Origin of the sequence: Tsukamurella soli, assembly GCF_039541155.1 — a bacterium.
Classification (GTDB): domain Bacteria; phylum Actinomycetota; class Actinomycetes; order Mycobacteriales; family Mycobacteriaceae; genus Tsukamurella; species Tsukamurella soli.
The window spans coordinates 1-14,086 of sequence record NZ_BAABFR010000060.1; the positions used below are offsets into that span (position 1 = coordinate 1).

Here is a 14,086-nt window from a genome sequence, read left to right on the forward strand (position 1 = left end):
GGCGACGGCGTCGGGCCGGACGGTGCCGCGCTGCGCGGGCCCGTCGCCCTCGTGCGCAGCGCGGGCGACCCGGCGTCGGTGCTCGCGCAGGCGCTCGAACGGTCGGCACGTGCGAGCCTGGTGGCCGCGGGGCGGGGCTAGTCGGCCGAGCCGTCGATCACCGCGAGCGCCTTCGCCTCGATCGCGGCATCGTCGGCCGCACTCAGGTCGATGTTCGCGACCCCCGCGACGTGTTCCGCCACCTCGGCGTGGTGCGCCCGCAGACGCTCGACGAATCCCTCTGCGACATCGGACTTCCCGGCACCGTGGCCGAGGACGACGAACGTCTGTCCCGGTGCGTCCGCAGCGACGGCCTCCGCGAGGTCGTCGAAGAAGTGGCTGAGGTCGTGCTCGTCGTCACGACCGGTGTGCCGCTCCACGGTGCGCAGGTGATGCGCCCGCGGATCGTGGTCCCGGACCGTCTCGCCGGCCTCGACGACCTTCGCGGAGTCCAGGTCGAAGGACACGATCCGAGCCTGCTTCGCGTCGATCGTGACCGCGACGACGGTGCCGGTCCCCTTCAGGTCCGGCGACGAGCGCAGCAGCGTGCGCGCACGCTCGACGTCCTCGATCGATACGCGGCCGTCGTGCGGGCGGTGGAACACCTCGCGATGTCCCGCGAAGTCGACCGCGAGGCGATCGCCCGACTCGTCCTCGACCCGGTCGGCGATGTCCTCCCAGAGCGTCACGAACTTGGGCCACGCCAGATTCCGTGGCGCCGGGGTACCGACTATCGAGGTGTACGTCTTACGGGTGTGCGCGTTCACTGCAACTCCTTCGGTGGTCTGTTCGCAGGCTAGCGGAGGCACCTCGGTCGCCCCCGGCGCCGGCCACTGCGGACCGCAGAACACCGACCGCCGCCGACCGTCCCCACTCGGGGTGACCCGCCCTGATCGGAGTCACCTATCGCCCGGTCGGAACTCCGTCTTGGACGCCGCGCCACCGCCGCCGCAAGACTGAGGACGCCTCGAATCTCGACGGCGACTCGGCGGCCGGAGCGACCGCCTCCACGATCAAGGAGACATCAATGGCGAAGATCCTGTGCGTGCTCTACCCGGACCCGGTGACCGGCTACCCGCCGGTGTACGCACGCGACTCCATTCCGACGATCACCCATTACCCGGACGGCCAGACCGTGCCGTCCCCGTCCGCCATCGACTTCACCCCGGGCGAACTGCTCGGCTGCGTATCCGGCGAGCTCGGGCTGCGCAAGTACCTCGAGGCCGCCGGCCACGAACTGATCGTCACGTCCGACAAGGACGGCCCGGACTCCGAGTTCGAGAAGCACCTGCCCGACGCCGAGGTGGTCATCTCCCAGCCGTTCTGGCCCGCCTACCTGAGCGCGGAGCGGATCGCGAAGGCCCCCAAGCTGAAGCTCGCCCTCACCGCCGGTATCGGCTCCGACCACGTCGACCTGGACGCCGCGATCAAGGCTGGGATCACCGTCGCCGAGGTGACGTTCTGTAACAGCCTCAGCGTCGCCGAGCACGCCGTGATGCAGATCCTCGCGCTGGTCCGCAACTACCTCCCGTCCCACCAGTGGGTGGTCGACGGCGGATGGAACATCGCCGACTGCGTCGAGCGCTCCTACGACCTCGAGGGCTTCGACGTCGGCGTGATCGCCGCCGGACGCATCGGCCTCGCCGTCCTGCGCCGGCTCAAGCCGTTCGATGTCAACCTGCACTACTTCGACACCCGGCGCCTGCCCGAGGAGGTGGAGAAGGAGCTGAACCTCACCTACCACCCGAGCGTGGAGTCCCTGGTGAGCTCTGTCGACGTGGTCGACATCCACTGCCCGCTGCACCCGAAGACCTACCACATGTTCGACGCCAACCTGATCAACTCGATGCGCCGCGGCTCGTACATCGTCAACACCGCCCGCGCCGAGATCACGGTGCAGGAGGACATCGTCGACGCCCTGCGCTCGGGCCAGCTCGCGGGCTACGCCGGCGACGTCTGGTACCCGCAGCCGCCGGCCCCCGACCACCCGTGGCGCACCATGCCGCACGAGGCGATGACGCCGCACATCTCGGGCACGTCGCTGTCTGCGCAGGCACGGTACGCGGCCGGTACGCGGGAGATCCTGGAGAACCACTTCGCCGGCACCCCGATCCGCGACGAGTACCTGATCGTCGAGGGCGGCGCGCTCGCCGGTACCGGTGCGAAGTCGTACACCGCGGACGGCAAGGCCAGCCCCGGCGCAGACGCCGGCAACAAGTGATCTGAACCGGATCCCCTATATCGAAACCTGTCCCGACGCCGAATCCCGGTGTCGGGACAGGCCTTGTCCTAGGAAGGTAGGGTGGCGAAGGTGAGTGATCCGACAGCTCAGCCGATCCTGGATCCATCGTCCGTATCCGCGATATTCCTCGTCCTGACCATCGACCCGGGCGGGGAGGAGCAGGTCAACGACACCATCGCGGATCTAACAAGTATGGTGCGCGCCACCGGTTTCCGCTACCCGGATCGGCACCTGTCCCTGATCGCGTCGATCGGGTCCGAGGCATGGGACCGGCTGTTCACCGGCCCTCGACCCGCCGGGCTGCACCGCTTCGTCGAGCTCGACGGCCCGCGGCACCGGGCACCGTCGACGCCGGGTGACCTGCTGCTGCACATCCGGGCCGGGTCGAAGGACCTGTGCTTCGAGCTGGCGCGCAACATCCTGAACGCCCTCGCCGGCGCCGTCACGGTGGAGTACGAGGTGGACGGATTCCGATTCTTCGACAACCGCGACCTCCTCGGCTTCGTCGACGGCACCGAGAACCCGGCGGGCACCGCGGCGGTCGACGCCGTGCTGATCGGCGCCGAGGATCCCGACTTCGCCGGCGGGAGTTACGTCATCGCGCAGAAGTACCTGCACGACATGGGCTCGTGGCGGTCGCTGTCGACGGAGGAGCAGGAGCGTGTCATCGGGCGGACCAAGCTCGAGGACATCGAGTTCCCCGATGCGGACAAGGCCCCGACCGCCCACATCGTCCTCAACCAGGTCAACGACGCCGACGGCAACCAGCTGCAGATCATGCGGGAGAACATGCCGTTCGGTGAGGTCGGGCGGGGCGAGTACGGCACCTACTTCATCGGCTATGCACGCACGCCGGCCGTGACCGAGCAGATGCTCCGCAACATGTTCATCGGCGAGCCGCCGGGCGTCACCGATCGCATCCTCGACTTCTCCACCGCCGTCACCGGTGGGCTGTTCTTCACGCCGTCCGTCGACTTCCTCGACAACCCACCCGATCTGCCGGCCGGGCCGCCGGGTGCGGACCGATCGACCTCCGCCGAACCACCATCGGAACCCGCACCGCAACCGCCCGCCGACGGCTCCCTCGCGATCGGCAGCCTGAAAGGAATCAAGTAGATGAGCAACCTCTACCGCCATCTGGCACCCGTCACGGACGCCGCCTGGCAGGCCATCGAAGTCGAGGCGAGCCGAACCTTCAAGCGGCACATCGCCGGCCGCCGCGTGGTGGACGTCTCCGACCCCGCCGGGCCCACCGCGGCGGCGATCGACACCGGCCATCTGCTCGACGTGGCGGCGCCCGCCGACGGCGTCGAGGCGCATCTGCGCGAGTCGAAGCCGCTGGTGCGCCTGCGGGTGCCGTTCACCGTCACCCGGGCCGCGATCGACGAGGTCGAACGCGGTGCGCAGGACTCCGACTGGGACCCCGTCAAGACGGCCGCGAAGCAGCTCGCCTTCGCCGAGGACCGGGCGATCTTCGAGGGCTACCCGGCCGCGGGGATCCAGGGCATCCGTGCATCGAGCTCGAACACGGCGCTGGAGCTGCCCACCGACGCGCGCGAGGCGCCGGACGTCGTCTCGCACGCGCTGTCCGAGCTTCGCCTCGCCGGCGTGGACGGCCCCTATGCGGTGGTGCTGTCGGCCGACGCCTACACCCAGGTGAGCGAGACCTCCGATCACGGTTACCCGATCTACGAGCACATCAACCGTCTGGTCGAGGGCGGCATCTTCTGGGCGCCGGCGATCACGGGTGCGTTCGTCCTGACGACGCGCGGCGGCGACTACGAGCTCTCGCTCGGCACCGATGTCCAGATCGGCTATCTGAGCCACGACGCCACATCCGTCCAGCTCTACCTGCAGGAGACCGTGACCTTCCAGGCGTACACCGCGGAGGCTTCGGTGCCCCTCACCGCCTGACCGCGGCCACCCCGCGTCGGGCAGCTGTCGGTCGCGAGATCGGGGTCGCGCGATCAAGGTCGAGAGATCAAGGGAGACAACAGATGAGTGAACTCGACGGAGTATTCGACGACATCTTCCAACGGTTCTTCGGCTCGGGCTCGGTGGCACGTCCGCCGGTCCAGCGGGTGGACCTGAACCGGTTGCTCAACGAGCAGGCGAAGAGCCTCATCGCCGAGGCACAGGTCGCGGCGCGGGACTGGGGCAGCAGCGAGATCACGCCCGAGCACCTGCTGTACGCCGCAGCCATGAACGAGCCGACTCGGGACGTGATCTCGCGGCTGGGCCTCGATCCGGACAGGATCGCCGCCGCGATGCGCGAGGTCGCGCAGACCTCCGCCGACGGTGGCGGACCGGTGACACTGAGTCCCGCGAGCAAGCGCGCGGTGCGCGTCGCGCAGCAGCACGCCGCGCAGGCCGGACTGAGCTACGTGAGCCCCGAGCACATCCTGCTCGGCATCGCGGACAACCCGGATACGCCTGCGGCGCAAGCACTCTCGAAGGCGCCCGGGCTCGACGCCCAGACGTCCGGCGGCGCGCCCGCCGCCGGCCAGGAGCCCAGCTCCACCCCGACACTCGATGAGTACGGCCGCGACCTGACCGCTGAGGCCCGTGCCGGCAAGGTCGACCCGGTGGTCGGTCGCGCGGAGGAGATCGAGCAGACCATCGAGATCCTCTCGCGCCGCAGGAAGAACAATCCCGTCCTGATCGGTGACCCCGGCGTCGGCAAGACCGCCATCGTCGAGGGCCTCGCCCAGCGGATCGTCAACGACGATGTGCCGAAGACCCTCGCCGGCCGCCGCGTCATCGCCCTCGACGTCGGCTCGCTGGTGGCGGGCAGCAAGTACCGCGGCGAGTTCGAGGAACGCCTCACGAAGATCCTCGACGAGGTGCGCGAGAACTCCGACGAGCTGATCCTGTTCATCGACGAGCTGCACACGATCGTGGGCGCCGGGTCCGGCGGCGACGGCTCGATGGACGCCGGCAACCTGCTCAAACCCGCCCTAGCGCGCGGGGAGCTGCACGCGATCGGCGCCACGACCATCGACGAGTATCGCCGATACATCGAGAAGGACGCCGCGCTCGAGCGCCGGTTCCAGCCGGTGCTGGTGTCCGAGCCGTCGGTGGCCGACACCATCGAGATCCTCCGCGGCCTGGTCGACGTGTACGAGGAACACCATCAGGTGCGGTACTCGGACGCGTCTCTGGTCGCAGCGGCGGAGCTGTCCGACCGGTACATCACCGACCGGTTCATGCCGGACAAGGCCATCGATCTGATCGACCAGGCCGGGGCGCGAGTGCGCCTGCGCACCAAGACCTCCGACCCGGGCACCCGCACCCTCGAGGACGAGTTGGCGCGCCTCAAGCGGGAAAAGGACAGCGCCGTGGCGAGCGAGGACTACGCCGCCGCGGACGAACTGAAGAAGAAGATCGCCGACGCCGAGGATCGGCTCGCGGGGGGCGGCACCGCCGCGGAGCCCGAGGTCACCGTCGTCGACATCGCCGAGGTGATCTCCCGGCGCACCGGTATCCCCGTCGCCGACCTGACGAGCGAGGAGCGGGACAAGCTGCTGCGTCTCGAGGACGACCTGCACCAACGGGTCGTCGGCCAGGACGAGGCCGTCGTCGCCGTCGCCGAGGCGGTCCGGCGCGCCCGCGCCGGCCTGAAGGACCCGAGTCGGCCGATCGGCTCGTTCCTGTTCCTCGGCCCCACCGGTGTCGGCAAGACCGAGCTGGCAAAGGCCCTGGCCGCCACCGTGTTCGGCGACGAGGATCGGCTCATCCGATTCGACATGAGCGAGTTCCAGGAGAAGCACACCGTCTCGCGTCTGGTCGGTGCGCCGCCTGGATACGTGGGCTACGAGGAGGCCGGTCAGCTCACCGACAAGGTTCGGCGACAGCCGTATTCGGTGATCCTGTTCGACGAGATCGAGAAGGCCCACCCGGACGTCTTCAACATCCTGCTGCAGCTGCTCGACGACGGCCGCGTCACCGACGCGCAGGGCCGCACAGTCGATTTCAAGAACACCATCGTGATCCTCACCAGCAATATCGGCTCGGACCTGATCCTCGGGGCGCCCGAGGGTGACCTCACGCAGAGCGTCATCGACAAGGTGAAGGAGCGGCTGCACGCCCACTTCCGCCCCGAGTTCCTCAACCGGATCGACGAGACGGTGATCTTCCACCGCCTCGACAAGGCGCAGCTGCGCAACATCGTCGGGCTGATCCTGGACGGTACGCGGCATCTGCTGCGCGCCCAGGACATCGAGCTGGATGTCACCGAGAAGGCGGAGGACTGGCTGGCGGACACGGGGTTCCAGCCACAGTTCGGCGCCCGGCCGCTGCGCCGGACGGTACAGAAGGAGCTCGACAACCGGCTGTCGTCGCTGCTGCTGAAGGGCACCATCGGCCCCGGCGACACCGTTCGCGTCGACTCGGACGACGACGGGCTGGTGATCGAGACCGTGCATCCGTCGCACGGTGGCCGGGAGGTCGAGGAGGGCAGCGTGGGCGACCATGCCGACGCGCCGGCCGCGGACGGTGCGACGGCGAGCGGCGAGACGCCGTTGACGCACAGTTAGCCGCGGCGCAGCCGACGCCCCACGCCGAAAACGACAGCGGAACCGGCCCGCCGGCAGGGGCGCGGTCACGAGCGTCGGGAGACTCAGGCGCGCGGCGGGCGGGCGCGGAGAGCGGGCACCATCGTGCCGGCCACGCCCCGTGCCGCCGCCCGCGCGACGGCGAGGTAATCGAAGTAGTCTCGCCACACCGTGATCCGGCCGTCGACCACCTCGAAGTGGCCGCACACCCAGAACTGCACCCGCAGCCGGCCGCGGCTCAGCGCCGTCACGCGTTCGGTGAGCACCAGGCCCTCGTCGTCCGCGACCGCGCACTGCAGGACCGACTCGAGTCGCGTCCTCGACCGGGCCCGCCGGGCGAAGTGCCGGGCCACCGCGTCGCGTCCGTCCAGGGTCCGCCACGACATGCGGGTGTACACCACGTCCTTCGCGAGCAGCCGCTGCGCCAACTCCACGTCGCCGGCGCCGAGCGCCTCGACGAAGCGCACCGCGACGTCATGCGCAGACCAGAGCAGCGACGTGTTCACGTGCCCATGGTCCGCGCGGGGAAGGAACTCGGCGCGAACTCGACGTGACGGTGAGGCGAAGGTTTTCCGGCCGGCGACGATCGCACGATTTCGTCCCGCGACCGGACGCGCGGTATCGTGAGCATCGACATCTCGGCGAGGGCTGCCCGGAGGAGACTCTCGGGCCGCCGTTATCGACGCGATCACCTCATACGGGTCACGCCCGTGCGGGGCGCTCGATCGCCGGGCCCACCCCCGCACCTCCAGGAGCGAACATGACCGACACCACCAAGCTCGACGCCGCCGTCCGCACCGAGTTCGGCAAGGGCGCCGCCCGCCGCGCCCGCCGCGCCGGCCTCGTCCCCGCCGTCCTGTACGGCCACGGCACCGAGCCGCAGCACCTCACCGTCACCTCACGGGCGTTCGCCGCGATCCTCCGCAAGGAGGGCACCAACGCCGTCATCGAGCTGCAGATCGACGGCAAGTCGCAGCTCGCGCTGACCAAGCAGGTCGTAGTCCACCCGCTGCGCAACTACATCGAGCACGCCGACCTGGTCGTGATCCGGAAGGGCGAGAAGGTCACCGTCGAGGTGCCCGTCGTGATCGAGGGCGACGCCGCACCCGGCACCGTCGTCGCACATGAGGCGAACGTCGTCGAGGTCGAGGCCGACGCCCTCAGCATCCCCGAGCAGATCGTCGTGTCCGTGGAGGGCGTCGAGGCCGGCACCCAGATCACCGCCGCCGACCTGCAGGTGCCTGCGGGCGTCACCGTCACCGCGCCGCCGGAGACCCTGATCGTCAACGTCACCGAGGCGCAGCGTGAGGACGCGGACGCCGAGGACGGCGAGGGCGCTGCCGCGGCCGCCGAGTAACCGGACAGTTCGAAGGGACCGACGTGACCGACACACCGCTGATCGTGGTGGGCCTGGGCAACCCCGGGGAGAAGTACGCCGGTACCCGCCACAACATCGGCTTCGAGGTCGCCGACGAGCTCGCCGGCCGTGCCCGCACCACGTTCTCCCGACACAAGAAGTCGGGGGCCGAGGTGGCGACAGCGCGGCTGGCGGGCCGGCTGGTGTATCTGGCGAAGCCGCAGTCGTTCATGAACCTGTCCGGGCAGCCGACCGCCGCCCTGGCCCGGTTCTTCTCCGTGGCACCCACCGACGTGATCGCCGTGCACGACGAGCTGGACATCCCGTTCGGGACGGTCCGCCTCAAGCGCGGCGGTGGCGAGGGCGGCCACAACGGCCTGCGGTCACTCACGCAGCACCTGGGCACCAAGGACTACCTCCGTGTGCGCGCCGGCATCGGTCGCCCGCCCGGCCGGATGGACGCGGCCGACTACGTGCTCAAGCCGTTCTCACCGCCCGAGCGCAAGGACGTCCCGCTGCTGGTGGCGAATGCCGCCGACGCCGTCGAGCTGCTGCTCACCCGCGACCTCGAGGACGCGCAGAACACCGTGCACGCCTGGTGAGATCCGCGCCGTGGCCCGCCCGTGACGTCTACGTCCCGTCTCTGCACAACTCGGCGACGTAGCGGCACAGCGCTCGGACTTCATCGACCGTCGGCGCCAGCTCGTATGCGTGGTGATGGCAGACAGCGCTCAGCTGCCCCCACGCGAACGACGCGGCCCGCGCCCGCGCGAGTTCGTCGTGTACCCGCAGCACCGCCAGCCGCGACCGCATCTGGACCCGCTCCGGCAGCACGGCTCCCAACCGCGCACAACGCTCGGCGACGGCGATCTCGAGCGCTCTGCGCGCCAACAGCGCCGCCATCCGCGCGGAGTACGTCCCCACGTCGACTTCGCCGTCCAGGATCTGCTCCGCGCGGCGCAGCAGGGTTGCGGCCGGAGTACCGGCGCTCATACCAGCCCCCGCAGCTCGGCGACCGCCTGCTTGATCGCCGCGACATCGCGGTCGGACACCGGTCCATCTGTGTGGAATCGGTTGTTACAGAATGCGATCGCCTGCCGACACTGAGGTCGGCTGCGGAGCCAGGCGTCGCTGGCCGGATCGCCCGTCGTGGCGAGATTCACCTTCGCACCGAGTCTGCCGGCTTTCTCCCATGCCTCCTCGAGGGCTTCGCGGAGCGCGCCGTCGCGGTAGCCGCGGACGAAGTACGCGCGTTTCGCCGCCTCCTCGATCGCAAGCCGCCCCAGCCCAGGGACGACCGATCGCTTGACGTCCTCAGGTACCCGGCTGTCGATGAGGAACGCCCCCGCGTCGGCCACGTAGCGGCTAGCCGGGTCGCTCACCGGCTTCACCTGCACCGTCGAGCGCGACTGGCGGAACACACCGAGCACCGTTGCGTCTATCCCCATCTGGGCGACGGCGGTCGGCAGTCGGTCGTCATGGGAGAAGACGATCACCTGCCGATCCTGAGCGAGCTTGTCGAGCACCCGGACCAAGCCGTCGACCTTGGCGGGATCCATAGCCTGGATGGGGTCGTCGAGGACAAGAAACCGAAAGGGACTCTCCGGGGCCGTCGCCCGCGGGATGAAGAGGGCGAGGGACAGCGCGTTCAGCTCGCCCTGGCTCATCACCGAGAGCGCAGCGTCGTCTCCCTCGCCGTCGATCGCGGCTTCCATCCGGACGTGCCGCTGGGTCGACTTCGCAGCGCCCTCGAGCCGGACCGCCTGCAGATCGACGTTGCTCTCCTGGCGCAGGCTCGACCAGATGTCGCGGGCCTCGGACTCGACGCGTGCGATCCGCTCGGCGCGCATCGCGGCCGCCTTCTGATCGAGCCAGTCCGCCGCAGCCTCGACCCGCTTCACCACAGTGTCGAAAGGGGCCGCCCGCTCCTCTGCCACCACCCAGTCTGCGAGCCGGACCGCGAACGGCGCCCATACATCGGCGCGCGCGGACGCCTCCACTGCGGCGACCGCCGCGACCTCCGCGAGGCACGTCGCGAGTGTATGGGCGGATGCCCTCGCCGCTGGATCTGTGACGCCCTCGGGATGCCGCCCCGCCACCTCGCGGTATGTGGCCGCAGCGGAGATCGCGTCCGCGCGGCGCGTCTCGATGTACGTCAGCGCTGGATGTTCCGCGAATGTCAGCATCCCCCGGACCAGGGACTCGGCCGCCTCCGTCGCCGAACGTAACCTGGCATTCGCTCGGTCCAGCTCGTCCCGCGTGGGAGCCTCGCGCAGCTCGACCCGCACGCGCTCGGCCCACGCGTCGTCCAGGATGCCGGTGCCGCAGACCATGCAGGGCACCGACGCGCCATCGGCAGCACGAGCGCCCGCGCCGCGGTAGTCGAACGCGGCACGCAGGATATCGAGCCGGGCTCGGACCCGCGCGCTGTCGGCGACGGCCGCCGCGGCGAAATCGGCCTGTGCGCCGGACAGCTCGCTGAATACGGCGTCGATCGCGATGGCGTCCGGCACGGATGCGGAAGCGAGTTCACGCAGGCTGGTCACCGCACTCCTGCCGGTATCCCCCGTGGCGAGCGCCGCGACTGCGGCGACGTCCGGGGGTCGGCGACGCAGTTCCTTCAGCGCGGCGACGGCGCGCTCGTCCGTGACCGACTTCAGATCACGTGCGAGGTCCTTCTTGAGAGCGTCCGCGGTCTTCCGCAGGGTGGCTTTCGCAGTGTGCACCGCACGGATCCGCGTGACGGCGTCGGTCAGATCGCCGAGCCCGAGGATCCGGTTGAGCGCGTCGTACAGCGCCGAGCGTTTCCCGTCGAAGACGTGCCCGATCTCGTCGTAGGTCAGGATCGGCCGGTACATCTCGATGGGGATCTTCCAACCCAATGGGTCGGTCCCCTCGACACGCTTGTCTCCGGGCCGCTGCGCCCACTGGGTGAAGTCCTCGCGCCCCGCGCCTGAATCCCAATTCAGTCCCACGTCGGTGATACCCTCACCGCGGACCGCCAGCCGGACCCGTACGCCCGCGCGGCCGGTGTGGTGGATGTTCCGCCAGGCCTCCAGCCGCTGCGACGTGCGGCCCGCGTAACGGTAGGTCTGCCCGGTGAACGCGAGCTCCATGGCCTCGACCAGACTGGACTTGCCCGACCCGTTGCGCCCGGTGATCACTGTCAGCCCCGGCTTCGGGTCGAGGACGAGCGGGACCCGACGACCGATGCCGCGGAACCCCTCGACCTCCAGCGCCTGCAGGTAGGCGACCTTCGCGACCGGGACTGCGCCGTGGTCGCCCGTGCGCGTCGGCCGGTCGACCGATACGCCGCCCACCGCTGCCGCCAGCGCCTCCTCGCCCTCGAGCGCAGCGATCACGATGTCGGTGGCCCCCTCCTCCAGATCACCGGCGTCGATGGCGGCCAGCGCCACCTGTTCCGCGAGCAGCCGACGTAGCTCCTCCGCGACCGTCTGCTCCGTCGTGTCCCCAGTCATCGTGGCCTCCCCGCCATGTATCGAGTCGTCTGCGACTGTAGGTCGACGGTGCGACAGGTATCGAGGATTTCAGCCGCTACCTGCACGGACGGTAGGATGGCGCCTCGTGAGTTCACCCATCGCCGACGAGGTCGCTCGCCGCCGCACCTTCGCCATCATCTCCCATCCCGACGCCGGCAAGTCGACGATGACCGAGGCGCTCGCGTTGCACGCGCGGTTGATCAACGAGGCGGGCGCCATCCACGGCAAGGCGGGCCGCAAGTCCACCGTGTCCGACTGGATGGAGATGGAGAAGGCGCGTGGCATCTCGGTGAGCTCCACCGCGCTGCAATTCGACTACACCCCCACCGGCACCGATCAGGCGTCCGTCATCAACCTCGTCGATACCCCCGGCCACGCCGACTTCTCCGAGGACACCTACCGCGTACTCACCGCGGTCGACGCGGCGGTCATGCTGATCGACGCGGCGAAAGGCCTCGAGCCCCAGACGCTCAAGCTGTTCCAGGTGTGCCGACACCGAGGGATCCCCGTGATCACGGTGATCAACAAGTGGGACCGACCGGGCCGGACGCCGCTCGAGCTGCTGGACGAGATCTCCGAGCGCATCGGCCTCACCCCCACCCCCTTGTACTGGCCGGTCGGCATCGCCGGCGACTTCCGCGGACTGCGCGACGCCCGCACCGGTGAGTACGTGAAGTTCACCCGGACCGCCGGCGGCGCGAAGATCGCCCCCGAGGAACACCTCGACGCCGACGCCGCGCTCGAGCGCGAGGGTGACGTGTGGGTCGAGGCGGTGGAGGAGACCGAGCTGATGGCCGAGATGGGCCAGGTCCATGACGAGGAGTCGTTCCTGGCGGGCGAGACCTCGCCGGTGATCTTCTCGTCGGCGATCCTGAACTTCGGTGTGCGCCAACTGCTCGAGGCCCTGGTCGAGCTCGCGCCCGCGCCGCACGAGCGCGCGGGGATCGACGGCGCCGAGCGCGAGGTCTCCGACCCGTTCAGCGCCGTGGTGTTCAAGGTCCAGGCGGGGATGGACTCCGCGCACCGCGACCGCCTCGCGTTCATGCGCATCGTCTCCGGTGAGTTCGAGCGGGGCATGGTCGTGACGCACGCCCAGACCGGCAAGCCGTTCGCCACCAAGTACGCGATGACGGTGGTGGGCCGCGAGCGCGAGACCGTGGACACGGCGTTTCCCGGCGACGTCGTCGGCCTCGTCAACGCGACCGCGCTCGCGCCCGGCGACACGCTGTACGCCGAGAAGAAGGTCCAGTTCCCGCCTATCCCATCGTTCGCGCCCGAGCACTTCGCGGTGGTGCGCGCCGACAGCGCCGGCAAGTACAAGCAGTTCCGCAAGGGCATCGAGCAGTTGGGCACCGAGGGCGTGGTCCAGCTGCTGCGCAACGACATCCGCGGCGACGCGTCGCCCGTGATGGCGGCGGTGGGGCCGATGCAGTTCGAGGTGGTCGCCGCGCGCATGAAGACGGAGTTCAACGTCGACGTGCAACAGGAGCGCCTCGGCTACACCGTCGCCCGACGCACCGACGCCGCGAGCGCCGACGAGTTGAACCGGCAGCGCGGCGTGGAGGTCTTCGAGCGCACCGACGGTGTCCTGCTCGCGTTGTTCTCCGACAAGTGGCGGCTGCAGTACATCGAGAAGGAACTGCCCGACCTGGCGCTCGAGACCCTGGTCGCCGCCGCCGATTAGCGTTCCGGGGCGCCCGGAGCCGGCCCGGTCAGGAGCGCCTCGAGCACCGGCCCCGCCCAGGCGACGATCTCGTCCCGTCCGGCGTCCGCCATGCCCGGCGTCACGAGCACGTATCGCGTGGTCGCGAGGCCGATGATGAGCGCGCCGGCCATGCCGACGCGGCGTGCGGGATCGTCGGGGGTCACCACCGACAGCGCGGGCATCACCTGCCGGATGAACACCTCGCGGAGCGCCGCGGCGGCCTCGTCGCTGCTCATCGCGGACCTCAGCAGTGCGATGAACGTGCGGTCCTCCTCCCACACGGCGAAGAACCGCAGCAGCAGCACCTCCCCCAACCGCCCCGGCGGCACCGCGCTCAGGTCCGGGAAGTCGAGGGTCAGGTGCGCCGCCGCCGCGAACAGCCCCCGTTTGTTACCGAAGTAACGCATCACCAGCGCCGGGTCGACACCCACATCGGCCGCGACGGCCCGCAGCGTCGTCCGGTCGAACCCGTCGTCGGCGAACCGGGCCCGCGCCGCAGCCAGGATGTCGCGGCGGGTGCGGGCCGCGTCCCGCGTTCGCGGCACCGATCGCGGGCTGTCACCGGTCGGACTCATTCAACGAACCTACCGTGCGAGCGCCGATAAGTCATCACCTGTGGACTTCTCCGCCGCGCCGGTCTACCGTTAAGTCAACACCCGGTGACATATCCGGGCACGGAGACGGGAGGAT

The 14,086-nt window shown here is 69.8% G+C and carries 12 protein-coding genes; 7 read left to right on the forward strand and 5 right to left on the reverse strand.

Annotated features, from left to right (window positions below; translation table 11 throughout):
* Positions 1–137 precede the first annotated feature (137 nt).
* Positions 138–806, reverse strand: a complete 669-nt coding sequence (locus tag ABD908_RS17220; RefSeq protein WP_344998155.1) for a hypothetical protein — start codon at positions 804–806, stop codon at positions 138–140.
* 260 nt (positions 807–1,066) lie between these two features.
* Here ABD908_RS17220 and ABD908_RS17225 point away from each other — a divergent pair, with 260 nt between their 5' ends.
* From ABD908_RS17225 to ABD908_RS17240, 4 genes are all read left to right on the forward strand, one after another.
* Entirely contained in the window at positions 1,067–2,260 is a 1,194-nt protein-coding gene (locus ABD908_RS17225; RefSeq protein WP_344998157.1) for an NAD-dependent formate dehydrogenase, read from the forward strand.
* Between the two features lie 90 nt (positions 2,261–2,350).
* Complete coding sequence (locus ABD908_RS17230) at positions 2,351–3,397, forward strand: Dyp-type peroxidase (protein ID WP_344998159.1); 1,047 nt, start codon at positions 2,351–2,353, stop codon at positions 3,395–3,397.
* Positions 3,398–4,195, forward strand: coding sequence for a family 1 encapsulin nanocompartment shell protein (locus ABD908_RS17235; protein ID WP_344998161.1), 798 nt, complete (start codon positions 3,398–3,400; stop codon positions 4,193–4,195).
* Positions 4,196–4,278: 83 nt separating this feature from the next.
* Positions 4,279–6,816, forward strand: coding sequence for an ATP-dependent Clp protease ATP-binding subunit (locus ABD908_RS17240; RefSeq protein ID WP_344998163.1), 2,538 nt, complete (start codon positions 4,279–4,281; stop codon positions 6,814–6,816).
* A gap of 83 nt (positions 6,817–6,899) precedes the next feature.
* On the opposite strand, the gene ABD908_RS17245 is transcribed toward ABD908_RS17240, so the two are convergent.
* Positions 6,900–7,340 carry a limonene-1,2-epoxide hydrolase family protein gene (locus tag ABD908_RS17245; protein WP_344998165.1) on the reverse strand — a complete coding sequence of 147 codons (441 nt, stop codon included), beginning with the start codon at positions 7,338–7,340 and terminating at the stop codon, positions 6,900–6,902.
* A gap of 254 nt (positions 7,341–7,594) precedes the next feature.
* Here ABD908_RS17245 and ABD908_RS17250 point away from each other — a divergent pair, with 254 nt between their 5' ends.
* Entirely contained in the window at positions 7,595–8,191 is a 597-nt protein-coding gene (locus ABD908_RS17250) for a 50S ribosomal protein L25/general stress protein Ctc (protein ID WP_344998167.1), read from the forward strand.
* Positions 8,192–8,214: 23 nt separating this feature from the next.
* Positions 8,215–8,793 carry an aminoacyl-tRNA hydrolase gene (pth, locus tag ABD908_RS17255; RefSeq protein ID WP_344998169.1) on the forward strand — a complete coding sequence of 193 codons (579 nt, stop codon included), beginning with the start codon at positions 8,215–8,217 and terminating at the stop codon, positions 8,791–8,793.
* Positions 8,794–8,821: 28 nt separating this feature from the next.
* Here pth and ABD908_RS17260 read toward each other — a convergent pair whose 3' ends face one another.
* Positions 8,822–9,184: a hypothetical protein gene (locus tag ABD908_RS17260; RefSeq protein WP_344998171.1), complete on the reverse strand. Its 363-nt coding sequence runs from the start codon at positions 9,182–9,184 to the stop codon at positions 8,822–8,824.
* The gene (locus ABD908_RS17265; protein ID WP_344998173.1) at positions 9,181–11,670 is read right to left on the reverse strand and encodes an AAA family ATPase; all 2,490 of its coding nucleotides are present in this window, start codon (positions 11,668–11,670) and stop codon (positions 9,181–9,183) included. The genes ABD908_RS17260 and ABD908_RS17265 overlap by 4 nt, the downstream gene beginning before the upstream one ends.
* A gap of 106 nt (positions 11,671–11,776) precedes the next feature.
* Here ABD908_RS17265 and ABD908_RS17270 point away from each other — a divergent pair, with 106 nt between their 5' ends.
* Complete coding sequence (locus tag ABD908_RS17270; RefSeq protein ID WP_344998175.1) at positions 11,777–13,375, forward strand: peptide chain release factor 3; 1,599 nt, start codon at positions 11,777–11,779, stop codon at positions 13,373–13,375.
* Here ABD908_RS17270 and ABD908_RS17275 read toward each other — a convergent pair.
* Positions 13,372–13,971 carry a TetR/AcrR family transcriptional regulator gene (locus tag ABD908_RS17275; RefSeq protein ID WP_344998177.1) on the reverse strand — a complete coding sequence of 200 codons (600 nt, stop codon included), beginning with the start codon at positions 13,969–13,971 and terminating at the stop codon, positions 13,372–13,374. The two genes, ABD908_RS17270 and ABD908_RS17275, sit on opposite strands and share 4 nt — an antisense overlap.
* Between the last annotated feature and the right edge of the window lie 115 nt (positions 13,972–14,086).

Excerpts from the sequence above, each read along its gene's own strand:
- ABD908_RS17260 (WP_344998171.1), bottom strand. The coding sequence starts at position 9,184 with ATGAGCGCCGGTACTCCGGCCGCAACCCTGCTGCGCCGCGCGGAGCAG.
- ABD908_RS17235 (WP_344998161.1), top strand. The coding sequence starts at position 3,398 with ATGAGCAACCTCTACCGCCATCTGGCACCCGTCACGGACGCCGCCTGG.
- ABD908_RS17275 (WP_344998177.1), bottom strand. The coding sequence starts at position 13,971 with ATGAGTCCGACCGGTGACAGCCCGCGATCGGTGCCGCGAACGCGGGAC.
- ABD908_RS17225 (WP_344998157.1), top strand. The coding sequence starts at position 1,067 with ATGGCGAAGATCCTGTGCGTGCTCTACCCGGACCCGGTGACCGGCTAC.
- ABD908_RS17240 (WP_344998163.1), top strand. The coding sequence starts at position 4,279 with ATGAGTGAACTCGACGGAGTATTCGACGACATCTTCCAACGGTTCTTC.
- ABD908_RS17265 (WP_344998173.1), bottom strand. The coding sequence starts at position 11,670 with ATGACTGGGGACACGACGGAGCAGACGGTCGCGGAGGAGCTACGTCGG.
- ABD908_RS17250 (WP_344998167.1), top strand. The coding sequence starts at position 7,595 with ATGACCGACACCACCAAGCTCGACGCCGCCGTCCGCACCGAGTTCGGC.